We start from the raw sequence: 17,441 nt of genomic DNA on the forward strand, positions 1-17,441 counted from the left end.
ACTCCGTCCGCCGAAGTCATGGCCACGCCCTGCCCACTCCGGTCACAGCCGCTCGACGATCGTCACATTGGCCTGACCGCCGCCCTCGCACATCGACACCACCCCCGACGACCCCCTCGCACCGCTCGGCCCCAGGGGGCCTCCCAGGCTTCGGCGGCCTGCGCCGGACTCCGTCCGCCGAAGTCATGGCCACGCCCTGCCCACTCCGGTCACAGCCGCTCGACGATCGTCACATTGGCCTGACCGCCGCCCTCGCACATCGTCTGGAGGCCGAAGCGGCCGCCGGTGCGTTCCAGTTCGTGCAGGAGGGTCGTCATCAGCCTGACGCCGGTCGCGCCGAGGGGGTGGCCGAGGGCGATGGCACCGCCGTTGACGTTGACCCTGGCGGGGTCGGCGCCGGTCTCCTTGAGCCAGGCGAGGACGACCGGGGCGAACGCCTCGTTGATCTCGACCAGGTCGACGGCGTCGATGGTGAGGCCGGTCTTCTTCAGCGCGTGGGCGGTGGCCGGGATCGGGGCGGAGAGCATCCGGATGGGGTCCTCGCCGCGTACGGAGAGGTGGTGGACGCGGGCGCGGGGGCGCAGTCCGTGTTCGCGGACGGCCCGTTCGGAGGCGAGGAGCAGGGCGGCGGCGCCGTCGGAGACCTGGGAGGAGCATGCGGCGGTGATGGTCCCGCCGTCGAGGACCGGCGCGAGCGCGGCCATCTTCTCCAGTGAGGTGTCCCGGCGCGGGCCCTCGTCGACCGTGACATGGCCGTAGGGGACCGTCTCGCGCTCGAAGCGGCCCTCGTCGATGGCGCTCAGCGCCCGCCGGTGGGAGCGCAGGGCGAACTCCTCCTGGTCCTGGCGGCTGATGCCCCACTTGGCGGCGATCATCTCGGCGCCGGCGAACTGGTTGACGGATTGCCGGCCGTAGCGGGCGCGCCAGCCGGCGCTGCCCAGGAAGGGGCCCTCGGTCAGTCCGAGCGGCTCGGCGGCCTGCCGGGAGGCGAAGGCGATGGGGATCTGGGACATGTTCTGGACGCCGCCGGCGACCACCAGGTCCTGGGTGCCGGAGAGGACGGCCTGCGCGGCGAAGTGCACGGCCTGCTGCGAGGAACCGCACTGCCGGTCGACGGTCACCCCCGGCACCTCCTCGGGCAGCCCGGCCGCCAGCCAGCTGGTGCGGGCGATGTCACCGGCCTGCGGTCCCACCGCGTCGAGGCAGCCGAAGACGACGTCCTCGACGGCGGCCGGGTCCACGCCCGAGCGCTCGACCAGGGCGGTCAGCACATGGGCGCCCAGGTCGGCCGGATGGACCCCGCTCAGTCCGCCCCGGCGCCGCCCGACCGGCGTGCGCACCGCTTCGACTATGTAGGCCTCGGCCATGTCATCGACTCCCTGCCCAGAAAGGGGTTCTCAACCAATGGGTGAGCTACTCGCGGACGGCGATCCCGTCCAGCACCATCGACAGGTACTGCCGGGCGATCTCCTCCGGGCTGTGCTGTCCGCCCGGCCGGTACCAGGAGGCGGCGACCCAGACCGTGTCGCGCACGAACCGGTAGGTGAGGCGGACGTCGAGGTCGGCGCGGAAGACGTGCGCGGCGACCCCGCGCTCCAGCGTGGCCAGCCACGCCTTCTCGAACCTGCGCTGGGACTCGGCGAGGAAGGTGAACCTGTCCTGCGCGACCAGCTGCTTGCTCTCCTTCTGGTAGATCGCGACGGCGGCGCGGTGCCGGTCGATCTCCCGGAAGGACTCGGTGACCAGGGCTTCGAGGGTCTCGCGCGGACCGAGCCCGGCGTCCAGGACGGTGTCGTAGCCGTCCCACAGCTCGTCGAGGAAGGTCCGCAGGATCTCCTCCAGCATCGATTCCTTCGAGTCGAAGTGGTAGTAGAGGCTGCCCGCGAGCATGCCCGCGTGGTCCGCGATCTTGCGTACGGTGGTGGCGTTGTAGCCCTGCTCGGCGAAGACCTCGGCGGCGGTGTCGAGGAGTTCACGCCGCCGGGCGGGGGCGGCGGTCACCTGATGCTTCTTCTTGGTCGGCACGGATACATTCTCGTCCTACGGGTGCTGGCTGCTGACGGAGACGACCTCTCCGGTGAGGTACGAGGAGTAGCCGGACGCCAGGAAGACGATGGCGTTGGCGACCTCCCAGGGTTCGGCGTGGCGGCCGAAGGCCTCACGGGCGGTGAGGTCCGCCAGCAGTTCGGCGGAGGTCACCTTCGCCAGGTGGGGGTGCATGGCGAGGCTCGGCGCCACCGCGTTGACCCGCACCCCGTACTCGGCCGCCTCGATCGCCGCGCACCGGGTCAGCGCCATCACCCCGGCCTTGGCCGCGGCGTAGTGCGCCTGTCCGGCCTGGGCCCGCCAGCCGACGACGGAGGAGTTGTTGACGATCACTCCGCCGTGCCCGCCGTCGCGGAAGTGCCGCAGCGCGGCACGGGTGCACCGGAAGGTACCGCCCAGGGTGACGTCGAGGACCCGCGACCACTGTGCGTCGCTCATGTCGACGAGCGCCGAAGTCCCGCCGAGACCGGCGTTGTTGACGACGACGTCCAGCCGCCCGTGCGCGCGGACGGCGGTCTCGAACAGGGCCGCCACCTGCGCCTCGTCGGTCACGTCGCACGGGACGGCGCTCACCGCCCCGGGGAACTCACGGGCGAGTGCGGCCTCGTGCTCCTCGAGCCGCCGGGTGTGCGCGTCGCTGATGAGTACGCGTGCGCCCTCCTCGAGGAAGCGCCGTGCGGTCGACCCGCCGATCCCCGCCCCGGCCGCGGCGGTGATGACGGCGGTGCGGCCCGCGAGCAGACCGTGCCCGGGCACGTACTCCGGAGTCTCGACGCCTGTCATGGGGCCACGCTAACCTACCAAACAATTGTTAGGGAAGGACGGTGACGGAGGCAGTGGACCTGACCCACACCCCGGCGGACGAGGAGTTCCGCGCCGAGGCCCGCGCCTGGCTGACGGCGCACGTGCCGTCCCGCCCGCTGCCCTCCCTGGAGACCGCGGAGGGCTTCGCGGCGCACCGCGCCTGGGAGGCGGAACTGGCCGCCGACCGCTGGTCGGTGGTGTCCTGGCCCGAGCGGTACGGCGGCCGGGACGCGGGGCTGCTGCGCTGGCTGGTCTTCGAGGAGGAGTACTACGCGGCGGGTGCGCCGGGCCGGGTCGGCCAGAACGGCGTCAGCCTGCTCGCGCCGACCCTCTTCGAGCACGGCACCGAGGAGCAGCGCGCCCGCGTGCTGCCGCCGATGGCCACCGGGAAGGTGGTCTGGGCACAGGCCTGGTCGGAACCCGAGGCCGGGTCCGACCTGGCCGCCCTGAGGTCCAGGGCGGTGCGGACGGCCGGGGGCTGGCTGCTGACCGGCCAGAAGACCTGGTCGTCGCGGGCCGCCTTCGCCGACCGCGCCTTCGGCCTGTTCCGCAGCGAGCCGGACACCCCGAGACCCCACCAGGGGCTCACCTACCTGATGTTCGACCTGCGCGCGCCAGGCGTGACGGTCCGGCCGATCGGCCGCCTCGACGGGAAGCCGGCCTTCGCCGAGCTGTTCCTGGACCAGGTGTTCGTGCCGGACGAGGACGTGATCGGCGAGCCGGGGCAGGGCTGGCGGATCGCCATGTCGACAGCGGGGAACGAGCGGGGGCTGACCCTGCGCTCACCGGGCCGGTTCCTCGCCTCCGCGGACCGGCTGGTGCGGCTCTGGCGGGAGCGGGGCGCCCCGGAGTCCGCCACGGCCCGGGTGGCCGACGCCGTCGTCCGGGCCCGCGCCTACCAGCTGTTCACCTATGCGGCGGCCGCGCGCGTCCTGGACGGCGAGGCGCTGGGCCCGGAGTCCAGTCTCAACAAGGTGTTCTGGTCCGAGCTCGACCTCGCACTGCACGAGACGGCGCTCGATCTGCTCGGCGAGGAGGGCGAGTCGGCGGACACGGCGTGGTCCGAGGGGTACGTCTTCTCGCTGGCCGGTCCCGTCTACGCGGGCACCAACGAGATCCAGCGCGACATCATCGCCGAGCGCCTGCTCGGCCTGCCGAAGGGACGCCGCTGACATGCGCTTCCTCCTCGACACGGAGCAGCGGGACTTCGCGGACGCCGTGCGGGGCCTGCTCGCGGCGGCGGACACACCGACGGTGGTACGGGACTGGAGCCGCGGGGAGCATGCGAGCGGGCGTGCCCTGTGGGGTCGTCTCGCCGAGGCGGGGGTGTTCGGGCTGGCGGTGCCGGAGGAGTACGGCGGGGCGGGGTACCGGCCCGTCGAACTCGCCGTCGCCTTCGTGGAGCTGGGGCGGTACGCGGTGCCCGGGCCGCTGGTGGAGACGGTGGCGGCCGCCGTGCTGCTCGGTGAGCGGCCCGATCTGGCGAAGCGGTTCCTGCCGGAGATCGTGTCGGGCGGCGCGATGGCGACGGTGACGATGTCCTTCGCGCGGCACGGGTACGGACCCGCGCTGGACGGGGACGCGGCACAGGTGCGGCTGGCCGCCACACCGGAGGGACTGCGGTTGTCGCCCGGTGCCGGTGCGGTGCGCCGGTCGCTGGATCCGGCGCGCCGGCTCACGCCGCTGCCGCCCGTCGGTGAGCTGGTCGGCGCGGAGCCGCCGTGGGGGCGGGCGCTGCTCTGGGCGCGGCTGGCGACGGCGGCGCAGGCGCTGGGGGTGGGGGTCGCGCTGCTCGAGCGGACGGTGGAGTACGTGCGGCAGCGCACCCAGTTCGGCGTGCCCATCGGGTCGTTCCAGGCGGTCGGGCACCGGCTGGCCGATGTGCGGATCGCGCTGGAGTTCGCCCGGCCGCTGGTCTTCGGGGCGGCGGTGACGATGAGTCCGGCGGATGTGGCCGCGGCGAAGCTGAGCGCGTGCGAGGCGGGGTATGCGGCGGCGCGGGCGGCGTTGCAGTTGCACGGGGCGATCGGGTACACGGCGGAGTACGACCTGTCGCTGTGGCTGACCAAGGCGCGGGCGCTACTGGGGGCTTGGGGGACGCCGGAGGAGTGCAGAGGAGTGGTTCTCGGTCTTCTTTAGGCTGCGGGCCGGTGGGGGATGGTCGCGCAGTTCCTCCCCCAGCCTTCGGCCGGGGGTACCCCCAGCGCCCCTTCGGGGCGCGCGTTTCAGTGATCGCCTCTTGTCAGTTCCCGGTACTCCTCCTGGGTCGGTTTGGGGATGTGGGTGTCCGGGCCGAACATTCCCCTGGCCAGGCTCGCGCGCACCCGCTGCGAGAGCGTGACCTTGCGCCGTACCCCGTTCGCGTCCTCCAGGGGGCCCAGTTCGTACGGCGGGTTCTGTTCGTGCTGGGTGAGGGTGAACAGGTGTGCCTGGCTGAGGGGTTCGTGGACCTCGATGTACTCGCCGTGCGGAAGCATCTTGATGAGGCCGGTCTCCCTGCCGTGCAGCACCTTGTCGCGGTCCCGGCGCTGCAGACCGAGGCAGATCCGCTTGGTGACGACGAAGGCGAGGACGGGGGCGACGAAGACGGAGATCCGCACGAACCAGGTGATCGAGTTGATGGAGAGATGGAGGTGGGTGGCCACCACGTCGTTGCCGCCGCCGACCAGCAGGACGAAGTAGACGGTGAGCCAGGCGACTCCGAGGGCGGTGCGGACGGGGGCGTTGCGCGGCCGGTCGAGGATGTGGTGTTCGCGTCTGTCGCCGGTGATCCACGCCTCGATGAAGGGGTAGACGCCGATGGCGAGGAGGAAGAGCGGGAAGAGCGAGAAGGGGATGAAGACGCCCAGCTCCAGGGTGTGGCCCCAGGCGTTGATCTCCCAGCCGGGCATGACCCGGATCAGCCCTTCGGAGAAGCCGAGGTACCAGTCGGGCTGGGCGCCGGTGGTCACCAGGTCCGGACGGTAGGGACCGAAGGCCCACACCGGGTTGATGGTGGCGATGCCGCCGATGACCGCGAGGACGCCGAAGACAAGGAAGAAGAAGCCGCCGGCCTTGGCCATGTAGACCGGCAGGAAGGGCATGCCGACAACGCTCTTCTGGTCGCGTCCGGGCGCCGGGTACTGGGTGTGCTTGTGGTAGAAGACCAGGATCAGGTGGGCGACGACCAGCCCCAGCATGATCCCCGGCAGCAGCAGCACGTGGATCGGGAAGAACCGCGAGATGATGTCGTGCCCGGGGAACTCCCCGCCGAACAGGAACATCGAGATGTACGACCCGACGATCGGGATCGACAGGATCGCGCCGTCGGCGAACCGGACGCCGGTGCCGGAGAGCAGGTCGTCCGGGAGCGAGTAGCCGGTCAGACCGGTGAGGATGGCGAGGAACAGCAGGGTCCAGCCGAGCAGCCAGTTGACCTCGCGGGGCTTGCGGAAGGCGCCGGTGAAGAAGACCCGCATCATGTGGACGACCATCCCGGCCACGAAGACCAGCGCCGCCCAGTGGTGGATCTGCCGGATCAGCAGTCCGCCGCGCACGTCGAAGCTGATGTGCAGCGTCGACTCGTACGCCTTGGTCATGACGATGCCGTTCATCGGCCCGTAGCTGCCGTGGTAGACGACCTCGGCGCCGCTGGGCTCGAAGAAGAGCGTGAGGTAGACGCCCGTGAGGATCAGGATGAGGAAGCTGTAGAGGCAGATCTCCCCCAGCATGAAGGACCAGTGGTCCGGGAACACCTTGCGCATGTTGGCCTTGGCAAGGGAGTACAGTCCGAGCCTTCCGTCGGCCCAGTCCGCGAGCTTCTCACCCTTGCCGGGCGGCGCCGCTCGGTCCGCCGAACTCCCCCGTGGTGCCTGCCCGTTCACCGTTCGTGCGCCGTCGTCCATACGTCGCCCGCCTCCCCGCCGGATCACCCCTCAGGGTGGCACGCCGGAGCGCCGCAGCCAACGGGGCGTCGAGAACTCAGGCCGCCGGGACGCCCGTTCCGACGATGCCGGCCGCCCGCGCCGCCGCCAGCCACTGCGGGAACTCGCCGACGAGACGGTCGTACAGCTCGCCGTCCGGGACCTGCCGCGGGTCCGAACCGGCGTGGAAGAAGCCCGCGTTGTCCACCACCCGCTTCCCCGGCACCGCCAGGTCGTCGAGCTTGCGCAGGAAGTCGAACTGTTTGCTGTGCGGGTCGCCGAAGCCGACGAACTGCCAGAACAGCGGCAGTTTCGCCGCCTTGCACAGGTAGCGTTCCGCGGCGAGCTTGTTGATCGGGCCGCCGTCGGTCTGGAAGACGACCAGGGCGGGGTCGGTGGCGCCGCTGTCGAGGTAGTGGTCGATGACGGCGTCCATGGCGAGGTGGTAGCTGGTCTTCCCCATGTGCCCGAGGCCGGCCGCGATCTTCTCGATCCGGCCCGTGTGCTCGGCCAGTGCGATGTCGGTGACCGCGTCGATGTCGGTGGAGAAGAAGACCACGGGCACCCGGCCGTCGTCGTCCAGGTGCGTGGAGAGGCCGAGCATCCGGTCGACCAACACCTGCATACTGCCGTCCGCGTAGTACGGCTTCGTGACTCCGCTCCCCACGACCGACGTAAGGGGGCTTCCAACTCAGGGAGTTGCGGTCCAGCCCGAACCGACCCTATATGGGCAAAGGGAAACTACCACAACGCGGGCGCGGTCTGCTCCACCTTGCTGAGACTGATCGCCGCCATCGTCCGCTCCCCTCGCCCCCGGTCGGAAGGCCGAGGTTACTTGATCGGCTGACATGCGGCGGCGCCTGCCCGGTCGTCCGGTCGGGGACTGTGGGGCAGGCGCCGTCAGTGTTCCGTACGCCTTTGTACGGGACGTTCCTCGGGGTGCGTCAGACCATCAGCGAGCGGTCCGTCGGGCGGATCGGGGCCGGGAGGTCGCTCGCTCCGGTGAGGAAGCGGTCGACGCCCTTGGCGGCGGAGCGGCCCTCGGCGATCGCCCAGACGATCAGGGACTGGCCGCGGCCCGCGTCACCGGCGACGAAGACACCGGGGACGCTGGTCTGGAAGTCCGCGTCGCGGGCGATGTTGCCACGCTCGTCGAGGTCGACGCCGAACTGCTCGACCAGGCCGTTGACCCGGTCGGTGCCGGTGAAGCCCATGGCGAGGGTGACCAGCTGGGCGGGGATCTTCCGCTCGGTGCCCGGCTTCGGGGTCAGCTTGCCGTCGACGAACTCCACCTCGGTGAGGTGGAGCCACTGGACGTTGCCGTCCTCGTCGCCCTCGAAGTGGGTGGTGGAGACGGAGTAGACCCGCTCGCCGCCCTCCTCGTGCGCCGAGGTGACCTTGTAGAGCATCGGGAAGGTCGGCCACGGCTGGTGCGGCGCGCGGTCCTCGCCCGGCCGGGGCATGATCTCCAGCTGGGTGACGGAGGCCGCGCCCTGGCGGTGGGCGGTGCCCACGCAGTCCGCGCCGGTGTCGCCGCCGCCGATCACGACCACGTGCTTGCCCTCGGCCGTGATCGGGGAGGTGACGTAGTCGCCCTCCTGGACCTTGTTGGACAGCGGCAGGTACTCCATCGCCTGGTGAATGCCCTTGAGTTCACGACCGGGGACCGGGAGGTCACGGGCCGTGGTGGCGCCGGCGGCGATGACGACCGCGTCGTACCGCTTCTTCAGGTCGGTCGCCTTGAGGTCGACGCCGATCTCGATGCCGGTACGGAAGCGGGTGCCCTCCGCGCGCATCTGCTCGATACGGCGGTTGATGTGCCGCTTCTCCATCTTGAACTCGGGGATGCCGTAGCGGAGCAGGCCGCCGATGCGGTCGGCGCGCTCGTAGACGGCGACCGTGTGGCCGGCCCGGGTCAGCTGCTGGGCGGCGGCCAGGCCGGCGGGGCCGGAGCCGATGACGGCGACGGTCTTGCCCGACAGGCGCTCGGGGGCCTGCGGGGCGACGGTGCCCGCGTCCCACGCCTTGTCGATGATGGAGACCTCGACGTTCTTGATGGTGACGGGCGGCTGGTTGATGCCGAGCACGCACGCCGACTCGCACGGGGCCGGGCACAGGCGGCCGGTGAACTCCGGGAAGTTGTTCGTGGCGTGCAGGCGCTCGGACGCCGCCGTCCAGTCCTCGCGGTAGGCGTAGTCGTTCCACTCGGGGATCAGGTTCCCGAGCGGACAGCCGTTGTGGCAGAACGGGATGCCGCAGTCCATGCACCGGCTGGCCTGCTTGCTGATGATCGGCAGCAGGGAGCCGGGGACGTAGACCTCGTTCCAGTCCCTGACACGTTCGGCGACGGGACGGGTCTCGGCGACCTCACGGCCGTGGTTCAGGAAGCCCTTCGGGTCAGCCATTGATCGCCGCCTCCATCATCTTCTCGTGGGTCTCGGTCTCGGAGAGACCCGCTCGCTCGGCGGCGTCCTTGGCGGCGAGCACTGCCTTGAAAGTGCCGGGAATGATCTTGCTGAACCGCTGCACGGCCACGTCCCAGTCGGCGAGCAGCTTCTCGGCGACCGTGGAGCCGGTCTCCTCGGCGTGCCGGCGCACCACGTCGTGCAGCCACTGCTTGTCGGTGTCGTCGAGGGCCTCGACGGCGTCCACGTTGCCGACGTTGACGTTGTCGACGTCGAGGTCGATGACGTAGGCGATGCCGCCGGACATGCCGGCCGCGAAGTTGCGCCCCGTCTCGCCGAGGACCACCGCGTGCCCACCGGTCATGTACTCGCAGCCGTGGTCGCCCACGCCCTCCGAGACGACCGTCGCGCCGGAGTTGCGGACGCAGAACCGCTCGCCGGTCCGGCCGCGCAGGAACAGCTCGCCGCCGGTCGCGCCGTACGCGATGGTGTTGCCCGCGATGGTGGAGTACTCGGCGAGGTGGTCGGCGTCGCGGTCGGGACGCACGATCACCCGGCCGCCCGACAGACCCTTGCCGACGTAGTCGTTGGCGTCGCCCTCCAGGCGGAGCGTGACACCGCGCGGCAGGAAGGCGCCGAAGGACTGGCCCGCCGAACCGGTGAAGGTGATGTCGATGGTGTCGTCGGGCAGGCCCGCGCCGCCGAACTTCTTCGTCACCTCGTGGCCGAGCATGGTGCCGACCGTGCGGTTGATGTTGCGCACCTTCACCTGGGCGCGCACCGGGTGGGCGTCGGTGGCGCTGGAGGCGGCCAGGGCGTCCGCGGCGAGCTTGATCAGCTCGTTGTCCAGGGCCTTCTCCAGGCCGTGGTCCTGGGCGACCGTCTGGTGCAGGGCGGCGCCCTCGGGCAGCTCGGGCACGTGGAAGAGCGGGGCCAGGTCCAGGCCCTGCGCCTTCCAGTGGTTCACGGCACGGGTGACGTCGAGCGCCTCGGCGTGGCCGACGGCCTCCTCGATGGAGCGGAAGCCCAGCTCGGCGAGGATCTCGCGGACCTCCTCGGCGATGAACCGGAAGAAGTTGACCACGTACTCGGCCTTGCCGGTGAAGCGGTCGCGCAGCACCGGGTTCTGGGTGGCGACGCCGACCGGGCAGGTGTCGAGGTGGCAGACACGCATCATGATGCAGCCGGAGACGACGAGCGGCGCGGTCGCGAAACCGAACTCCTCGGCGCCGAGCAGCGCGGCGATCACCACGTCACGGCCGGTCTTCAGCTGGCCGTCGGTCTGCACGACGATGCGGTCGCGCAGGCCGTTGAGCAGGAGGGTCTGCTGGGTCTCGGCGAGGCCGAGCTCCCAGGGGCCGCCCGCGTGCTTCAGCGAGGTCAGCGGCGAGGCACCGGTGCCGCCGTCGTGGCCGGAGATCAGGACCACGTCCGCGTGCGCCTTGGAGACACCCGCGGCGACCGTGCCGACGCCGACCTCGGAGACCAGCTTGACGTGGATGCGGGCCTTCGGGTTGGCGTTCTTGAGGTCGTGGATCAGCTGCGCGAGGTCTTCGATGGAGTAGATGTCGTGGTGCGGCGGCGGGGAGATCAGGCCGACGCCGGGGGTGCTGTGCCGGGTCTTGGCGACCCAGGGGTACACCTTGTGGCCGGGCAGCTGGCCGCCCTCGCCGGGCTTGGCACCCTGGGCCATCTTGATCTGGATGTCGTCCGCGTTGACCAGGTACTCGGAGGTCACGCCGAAGCGGCCGGAGGCGACCTGCTTGATCGCGCTGCGCCGCGCCGGGTCGTAGAGGCGGTCCGGGTCCTCGCCGCCCTCACCGGTGTTGGACTTGCCGCCCAGCTGGTTCATGGCGATGGCGAGGGTCTCGTGGGCCTCGCGCGAGATGGAGCCGTACGACATGGCGCCGGTGGAGAAGCGCTTGACGATCTCGGAGACCGGCTCGACCTCGTCGACGGAGATCGACGGGCGGTCGCTCTTGAAGCCGAACAGGCCGCGGAGCGTCATGAGGCGCTCGGACTGCTCGTTCACGCGGTCCGTGTACTTCTTGAAGATGTCGTAGCGGCCGGAACGCGTGGAGTGCTGGAGGCGGAAGACCGTCTCCGGGTCGAACAGGTGCGGCTCGCCCTCGCGGCGCCACTGGTACTCGCCCCCTATGTCCAGGGCGCGGTGGGCCGGCGCGATGCCGGAGGCCGGGTAGGCCTTGGCGTGCCGGGCGGCGACCTCCTGGGCGATGACGTCGATGCCGACGCCACCGATCTTGGAGGCGGTGCCGTTGAAGTACTTCTCGACGAAGCCCTCTTCGAGACCGACGGCCTCGAAGACCTGGGCGCCGCGGTAGGAGGCGACCGTCGAGATGCCCATCTTGGACATGACCTTCAGGACGCCCTTGCCCAGGGCGTAGATCAGGTTGCGGATGGCCGTCTCGGCCTCGATGCCCGGCAGGAAGGTGCCCGCGCGGACCAGGTCCTCGACGGACTCCATGGCCAGGTACGGGTTGACCGCGGCGGCGCCGAAGCCGATCAGCAGGGCGACGTGGTGGACCTCGCGGACGTCACCGGCCTCGACGAGCAGGCCCACGCGGGTGCGCTGCTTGGTGCGGATGAGGTGGTGGTGGACGGCCGCGGTGAGCAGCAGCGAGGGGATCGGCGCGTGCTCGGCGTCGGAGTGGCGGTCCGACAGGACGATGAGACGGGCGCCGTTCTCGATGGCGGCGTCGGCCTCGGCGCAGATCTCCTCGAGGCGCGCGGCGAGGGCGTCGCCGCCGCCGGAGACCCGGTACAGACCGGACAGGGTCGCGGCCTTGAAGCCGGGCATGTCGCCGTCGGCGTTGATGTGGATGAGCTTGGCCAGCTCGTCGTTGTCGATCACCGGGAAGGGCAGCACGACGCTGCGGCAGGACGCGGCGGTCGGCTCGAGCAGGTTGCCGGAGGGGCCGAGCGACGAGCGCAGGGAGGTGACCAGCTCCTCGCGGATCGCGTCCAGCGGCGGGTTGGTGACCTGCGCGAACAGCTGGGTGAAGTAGTCGAAGAGCAGCCGCGGGCGGGCGGACAGCGCGGCGATCGGCGAGTCGGTGCCCATGGAGCCGATCGGCTCGGCGCCGGCCTTGGCCATCGGCGCCAGGATGACGCGCAGCTCCTCCTCGGTGTAGCCGAAGGTCTGCTGGCGGCGGGTGACCGAGGCGTGGGTGTGCACGATGTGCTCGCGCTCGGGCAGGTCGCTCAGCTCGATCTCGCCGGCCTCCAGCCACTCCGCGTACGGCTGTGCGGCGGCGAGGGTCGCCTTGATCTCGTCGTCCTCGATGATGCGGTGCTCGACGGTGTCGACGAGGAACATCCTGCCGGGCTGCAGCCGGCCCTTGCGGACGACCTTGGCGGGGTCGATGTCGAGGACGCCGACCTCGGAGCCGAGGACGACCAGACCCTCGTCGGTGACCCAGTAGCGGCCGGGACGCAGGCCGTTGCGGTCGAGAACGGCGCCGACCTGGGAGCCGTCGGTGAAGGTGACGCAGGCGGGGCCGTCCCAGGGCTCCATCATCGTGGCGTGGAAGCCGTAGAAGGCGCGCCGGGCCTCGTCCATGGAGGCGTGGTTCTCCCACGCCTCCGGGATCATCATCAGCACGGAGTGCGGCAGCGAACGCCCGCCCAGGTGCAGGAGTTCGAGCACCTCGTCGAAGGACGCCGAGTCGGAGGCGTCGGGCGTGCAGATCGGGAAGATGCGGTCGAGCTTGTCCTGCGGGCCGAACAGGTCGGAGACCAGCTGGGACTCGCGGGCGCGCATCCAGTTGCGGTTGCCCTTGACGGTGTTGATCTCACCGTTGTGGGCGACGAACCGGTACGGGTGGGCGAGCGGCCACGACGGGAAGGTGTTCGTGGAGAACCGGGAGTGCACGAGCGCGATCGCGGACGCGAAGCGGCGGTCGGACAGGTCCGGGAAGAAGGGCTCCAGCTGGCCGGTGGTCAGCATGCCCTTGTAGACGATGGTCCGCGCGGACAGCGACGGGAAGTAGACGCCCGCCTCGCGCTCGGCGCGCTTGCGCAGCACGAACGCCTTGCGGTCCAGCGCGATGCCCTCGCTGGCGTGGTCGGTGACGAAGACCTGCCGGAAGACCGGCATGGTGGAGCGGGCGGTGGCGCCGAGCAGCTCCGGGGCGACCGGAACCTCGCGCCAACCGAGGACGGTGAGGCCCTCCTCGCCCGCGATCGTCTCGATCCGCGAGACGGCGTCCTGGGTGCCGTCCTCGGGGAGGAAGGCGATACCGACGGCGTAGGAACCGGCCGTCGGCAGCTCGAATCCGGCCACCTCGCGGAAGAAGGTGTCGGGCACCTGGGAGAGCAGGCCCGCGCCGTCGCCGGAGTCCGGCTCGGAACCGGTGGCGCCGCGGTGCTCCAGGTTGCGCAGCACCGTGAGCGCCTGCTCGACCAGCGCGTGGCTCGCCTCGCCGGTGAGGGTGGCCACGAAGCCGACGCCACAGGCGTCGTGCTCGTTGCGGGGGTCGTACATACCCTGCGCAGCAGGGCGAGCATCCATGAAGGACCAGTTCTGGCCATTCGCGGAGTGCTGGGACGGCTGGCGCGGCGTACGCATCGGCTCTCCCGTCGTCGTCAGTGGCATATAGCAGGTGCCGAGGGACGACGCTGGCCCTCTGCGTTTTTGTTGCGAAATTTCACGCAGGTTACATGATGGAGCGGTTCTCGGGAACCGGATACTCCGTTCCAACATGCGGACGCCACAGGGGTTTGCGGCGGGGTACCGCGCTGGGCGGTGAAGGCGAGGGGGACCGATCGGGACAGATCCGTGTCCATCGGTCCGAGGGGGCGGGGTTGAGCGTCGTGTCACCCCAAGGGTGCACGACAGGCGTCATTGCCTGCGGCGCTTACGGCTCATGCCCAGTGGTTAAGCATTCGAAACCAGCGAGTAACGGCTACTTATGCGGCCCAACGCATAAGTAGCGGTTCACCTATCCTACGGCCGTTCCGAACAGCGTGCCCAGGGCGTACGTCACACCGGCCGCGGCGCCGCCCAGCGCCAGCTGCCGAAGTCCGCTGAACCACCAGCTGCGCGCGGTCACCTTGGCCACCACGGCACCACAGCCGAACAGCCCGGCGAGCGCCAGCAGCAGGGCGGGCCACAGCGCGGTGGCGCCGAGCAGGAACGGCAGGACGGGAAGAAGGGCGCCGAGCGCGAACGAGCCGAAGGACGACACCGCGGCGACCAGCGGCGAGGGCAGATCCCCGGGGTCGATGCCCAGTTCCTCGCGGGCGTGTATCTCCAGCGCCTGCTCGGGGTCGGCGGACAGCTGCCGGGCGACCTCGCGCGCGAGCGCGGGCTCGACGCCGCGCGCCTCGTACAGCGCGGCCAGCTCGGCCTCCTCGTCCTGCGGATGCCGGCGCAGCTCCCGGCGCTCGACGTCCAGCTCCGCCTCGACCAGCTCACGCTGCGAGGCGACGGAGGTGTACTCGCCGGCCGCCATGGAGAAGGCGCCGGCGGCGAGACCCGCGAGACCGGTGATGACGATGGTCTGGTGCCCGACGGCGCCACCGGCCACACCGGTCATCAGGGCGAGGTTGGAGACCAGCCCGTCCATGGCACCGAAGACGGCGGGCCGCAGCCAGCCCCCGTTGACGTCCCGGTGGGTGTGGTTGTCGCGGTGGGCCTCGTGGAGCGTCGCCTCGGTGTCGATGATGGCCATGAGGGGTCCCCCTGGAGTCGCGTGAAGAAGCCTCGAATAAGCTGAGGCAAAGCTAACTTTGGACAAGTTCTATCTTTCGACAACAGCAACATTACGTCGCCACATTCCCCGCCGCCAGCAAGGAAAGGCTCGGCTAACCTGCGGCTTTACCCTTCTGTGCTCAGCCGTGCGTCGAGCCGCGCAGATGTCGACCGGGTGATGTGAACGCCTCCGAGGCTGCGGTCAACCGCCGTTGGTGGGACACATCCGCAAACGGTTCCGCGCCCGCGCGCGAAGCCCCTCCCGGAGAGGCCCGCCCATGTCATCGATCGCCTGCGCCCCGTCGGTCCCCGCTCCCGACGGACCCGCGCCCGCACCGCACGACCGGGCACGGGGCGCGCTGCTGGGCCTGGCCGTGGGGGACGCGCTCGGGGCGCCGGCGGAGAACATGAAGCCCTCCGAGATCCGGGCCCGCTGGGGCCGCGTCACGGGATACGTCACCGACAAGCCGGCGGGCACGGACGACACCGAGTACGCGATCTTCTCCGGTCTGCTCCTCGCCCGCCACGGCTCGGCGCTCACCCCCGCCCATGTCGAGGCGGCCTGGCACGAGTGGATCGCCAGCCGCGCCGAGGGCCCCTTCAAGGGCGCGGGCTTCAGCGAACGCGGCACGCTGGAGAACCTCCGCCGCGGCCTCGCCGCTCCGATCTCCGCCCAGCACCGGCACGCCTGGAGCGACGGGCTGGCCATGCGGGCGGCGCCCTTCGGGGTCTTCGCGGCCGGCCGGCCCGCGGAAGCGGCCCGCCTGGTCGCCATCGACGGCTCCGTGAGCCACGAGGGCGAGGGCATCTACGGCGGCCAGGCGGTGGCGGCGGGCGTGGCGGCGGCGATGGCGGGGGCTCCTCCCACGGCGGTGGTCGCGGCCGCGCTCGCGGTGATCCCGGACGACTCCTGGACGGCGCGTTCGCTGCGCCGGGGGGTGTCGGTGGCCCACCGCGGGGAGCGGGCGGTCCGCTCGGCGGTGGTGATCGGCGGCTACCCGTGGACCGACCTGGCCCCCGAGGCGGTGGCCCTGGCCTTCGGGGCGTACGCGTCGGCGGACGGCGACTTCCGGGAGTCGGTGTTGACGGCCGTCAACATGGGCCGGGACGCGGACACGACGGCGGCCGTGGCGGGCGCGCTGGCCGGGGCGACGCGGGGCGAGGGGGCGATCCCGGCGGAGTGGGCCGCGGCGATCGGCCCGGCCCGGGGGAGCTGCCTGCCGTCGATGGCGGGACAGCACGTGCTGGAGGTGGCGGAACTGCTGACGGCGTCAGCGGCTCGGCGAACGCCGACGCACCACGACTCCGCGGGTCCACGCACGCAATCGCCGCACGACAGGACGCCCCTGGAGACACAGCCGCCCCCCGACCCGACCACCACGCCGGCACGGCCGCCCCACACCCCCACCACCCCCCTCGCCGAGGCTGTCCTCAGCGAGGTCCAGCCGTGAGGCGGCGCCGCATCGAGGGGCTCTTTCTCGGGCTCGCCGCGGGTGACGCCGCCGGCTGGCCCGCCGCCCGGCACCGCGCCGCCCGGATGCCGGAGTGGACCCGCCGCCTCACCCGCGAACTGGACACCTTCGCCGAGCAGAACGCGACCACCACCCTCCCCGTCCCCATCGCCCTGAACCAGCCCCCCGAGCCCCTGCGCCTCGGCCCCTCCGACGACGCCGAGTGGGCGGCCTTCGCCGCGGAAGCCGTGCTGCGCGCCGGCGACGACACCGCCCTGGCCGACCTCAGCCGTGAGCTCCGTACCCGCGCCGCCATCGACCTCACCTGGACCGCCGTGGCCTCCGAGGTCGCCGCCGCGGCGGAACGCGCCCCCGAGATCGAGTCCGCCGTGCTCCCCCTGCGCGCCCGCATCTCGGTGCGTGCCGGTCTCGGCAACCTCGCCACCGGCCTGCGCCCGCCCGCCACCGGCCACGACAACCCGCACTACTTCGACGACGCCGCCTGCGTCCGCGCCTGCGCGCTCGCCGTCGCCCATCCCGGCGACCCCCGGCGCGCCGCCGACCTCGCCGAGTTCGACGCCCGCTACACGCAGGACGGCGACGGGGTGCACGGCGCCCGCGCCATGGCCGCCGCCCTTGCCCTCGCCCTCGCCGGTGCCGAGGTGGAGACCTGCGTGGCCGCGGCCCTCGCCGAACTCCCCGAACCCACCGAGATCGGCCGCAACGCCCGTCACGCCCTCACCCTCGCGGGCACCACCGACACCGCGTTCGCCCTGATCCCCCTCCTCGAACACGAAATCGTCGACCACGTCTACAGCTACGGCATCGCCGCCGCCGAGACCGTCCCCGTCGCCCTCGCCCTCGCCACCGCCGCGCGCGGCCGGATCGCCGAGGCCGTACCCGCCGCCGCCTGCCTGTCGCGGGTCGCCGACTCGGCCCCGGCCCTGGCCGGCGCGCTCACCGGCGCCCTCGGCGGGGCCGAGTCGATCCCGGCGTCCTGGCGGGACGCCTGCCGCACCCTCTCCGGCTGCGCCCTCCCCCGCCTCACCGGCACCGACCTCGTGGAACTCGCCGAACTCCTGGAAGCCACACAACCGGCCCGTCCAGGTGGATGATTCGG

At 71.5% G+C, this 17,441-nt stretch carries 11 protein-coding genes and 2 pseudogenes; 4 read left to right on the top strand and 9 right to left on the bottom strand.

Translation table 11 applies throughout. The features are described 5' to 3' along the window. Nucleotides 1-42 precede the first annotated feature (42 nt). The 4 genes and pseudogenes from ACZ3KP_RS26705 to ACZ3KP_RS26720 form a co-directional block, all read right to left on the bottom strand. Nucleotides 43-177, bottom strand: a pseudogene (locus tag ACZ3KP_RS26705) (acetyl-CoA C-acetyltransferase); the annotation flags it as partial. A 32-nt stretch (nucleotides 178-209) separates the two neighbouring features. Beyond that, nucleotides 210-1,367 carry an acetyl-CoA C-acetyltransferase gene (locus ACZ3KP_RS26710; RefSeq protein ID WP_467502248.1) on the bottom strand — a complete coding sequence of 386 codons (1,158 nt, stop codon included), beginning with the start codon at nucleotides 1,365-1,367 and terminating at the stop codon, nucleotides 210-212. A 46-nt stretch (nucleotides 1,368-1,413) separates the two neighbouring features. Continuing rightward, nucleotides 1,414-2,025, bottom strand: coding sequence for a TetR/AcrR family transcriptional regulator (locus ACZ3KP_RS26715; protein ID WP_467502250.1), 612 nt, complete (start codon nucleotides 2,023-2,025; stop codon nucleotides 1,414-1,416). Between the two features lie 15 nt (nucleotides 2,026-2,040). Further along, a complete protein-coding gene (locus ACZ3KP_RS26720) occupies nucleotides 2,041-2,829 on the bottom strand; it encodes an SDR family oxidoreductase (RefSeq protein WP_467502251.1) in 789 nt (262 codons plus the stop codon). Nucleotides 2,830-2,882: 53 nt separating this feature from the next. On the opposite strand from ACZ3KP_RS26720, the gene ACZ3KP_RS26725 reads away from it, so the two are divergent. Further along, entirely contained in the window at nucleotides 2,883-4,022 is a 1,140-nt protein-coding gene (locus ACZ3KP_RS26725) for an acyl-CoA dehydrogenase family protein (RefSeq protein WP_467502426.1), read from the top strand. Between the two features lies 1 nt (nucleotide 4,023). After that, on the top strand, nucleotides 4,024-4,989 hold the full coding sequence (locus ACZ3KP_RS26730) for an acyl-CoA dehydrogenase family protein (RefSeq protein WP_467502253.1): 966 nt from the start codon (nucleotides 4,024-4,026) through the stop codon (nucleotides 4,987-4,989). An 86-nt stretch (nucleotides 4,990-5,075) separates the two neighbouring features. Here the strand turns inward: ACZ3KP_RS26730 and qcrB are convergent, their stop codons facing one another. The 5 genes and pseudogenes from qcrB to ACZ3KP_RS26755 form a co-directional block, all read right to left on the bottom strand. Continuing rightward, entirely contained in the window at nucleotides 5,076-6,734 is a 1,659-nt protein-coding gene (qcrB, locus tag ACZ3KP_RS26735; RefSeq protein WP_467502254.1) for a cytochrome bc1 complex cytochrome b subunit, read from the bottom strand. Nucleotides 6,735-6,810: 76 nt separating this feature from the next. Beyond that, a pseudogene (locus ACZ3KP_RS26740) lies at nucleotides 6,811-7,422 on the bottom strand (VWA domain-containing protein); the annotation flags it as partial. 274 nt (nucleotides 7,423-7,696) lie between these two features. After that, the gene (locus ACZ3KP_RS26745; protein ID WP_467502256.1) at nucleotides 7,697-9,157 is read right to left on the bottom strand and encodes a glutamate synthase subunit beta; all 1,461 of its coding nucleotides are present in this window, start codon (nucleotides 9,155-9,157) and stop codon (nucleotides 7,697-7,699) included. Then, nucleotides 9,150-13,745: a glutamate synthase large subunit gene (gltB, locus tag ACZ3KP_RS26750; RefSeq protein WP_467502257.1), complete on the bottom strand. Its 4,596-nt coding sequence runs from the start codon at nucleotides 13,743-13,745 to the stop codon at nucleotides 9,150-9,152. The genes ACZ3KP_RS26745 and gltB overlap by 8 nt, the downstream gene beginning before the upstream one ends. Before the next feature lie 373 nt (nucleotides 13,746-14,118). Then, nucleotides 14,119-14,850: a VIT1/CCC1 transporter family protein gene (locus tag ACZ3KP_RS26755; RefSeq protein ID WP_132886211.1), complete on the bottom strand. Its 732-nt coding sequence runs from the start codon at nucleotides 14,848-14,850 to the stop codon at nucleotides 14,119-14,121. Between the two features lie 298 nt (nucleotides 14,851-15,148). Here ACZ3KP_RS26755 and ACZ3KP_RS26760 point away from each other — a divergent pair, with 298 nt between their 5' ends. Together ACZ3KP_RS26760 and ACZ3KP_RS26765 are read left to right on the top strand one after the other, a co-directional pair. Continuing rightward, the gene (locus ACZ3KP_RS26760) at nucleotides 15,149-16,321 is read left to right on the top strand and encodes an ADP-ribosylglycohydrolase family protein (protein ID WP_467502259.1); all 1,173 of its coding nucleotides are present in this window, start codon (nucleotides 15,149-15,151) and stop codon (nucleotides 16,319-16,321) included. Next, complete coding sequence (locus tag ACZ3KP_RS26765) at nucleotides 16,318-17,436, top strand: ADP-ribosylglycohydrolase family protein (RefSeq protein WP_467502260.1); 1,119 nt, start codon at nucleotides 16,318-16,320, stop codon at nucleotides 17,434-17,436. The genes ACZ3KP_RS26760 and ACZ3KP_RS26765 overlap by 4 nt, the downstream gene beginning before the upstream one ends. Nucleotides 17,437-17,441 lie beyond the last annotated feature (5 nt).

The organism is Streptomyces sp. NPDC020958, from assembly GCF_055562175.1.

Coding starts and splice junctions, on each gene's coding strand:
- ACZ3KP_RS26710 (WP_467502248.1), bottom strand. CDS start 1,367: ATGGCCGAGGCCTACATAGTCGAAGCGGTGCGCACGCCGGTCGGGCGG.
- ACZ3KP_RS26720 (WP_467502251.1), bottom strand. CDS start 2,829: ATGACAGGCGTCGAGACTCCGGAGTACGTGCCCGGGCACGGTCTGCTC.
- ACZ3KP_RS26730 (WP_467502253.1), top strand. CDS start 4,024: ATGCGCTTCCTCCTCGACACGGAGCAGCGGGACTTCGCGGACGCCGTG.
- qcrB (WP_467502254.1), bottom strand. CDS start 6,734: ATGGACGACGGCGCACGAACGGTGAACGGGCAGGCACCACGGGGGAGT.
- ACZ3KP_RS26745 (WP_467502256.1), bottom strand. CDS start 9,157: ATGGCTGACCCGAAGGGCTTCCTGAACCACGGCCGTGAGGTCGCCGAG.
- gltB (WP_467502257.1), bottom strand. CDS start 13,745: ATGCGTACGCCGCGCCAGCCGTCCCAGCACTCCGCGAATGGCCAGAAC.
- ACZ3KP_RS26755 (WP_132886211.1), bottom strand. CDS start 14,850: ATGGCCATCATCGACACCGAGGCGACGCTCCACGAGGCCCACCGCGAC.
- ACZ3KP_RS26760 (WP_467502259.1), top strand. CDS start 15,149: ATGTCATCGATCGCCTGCGCCCCGTCGGTCCCCGCTCCCGACGGACCC.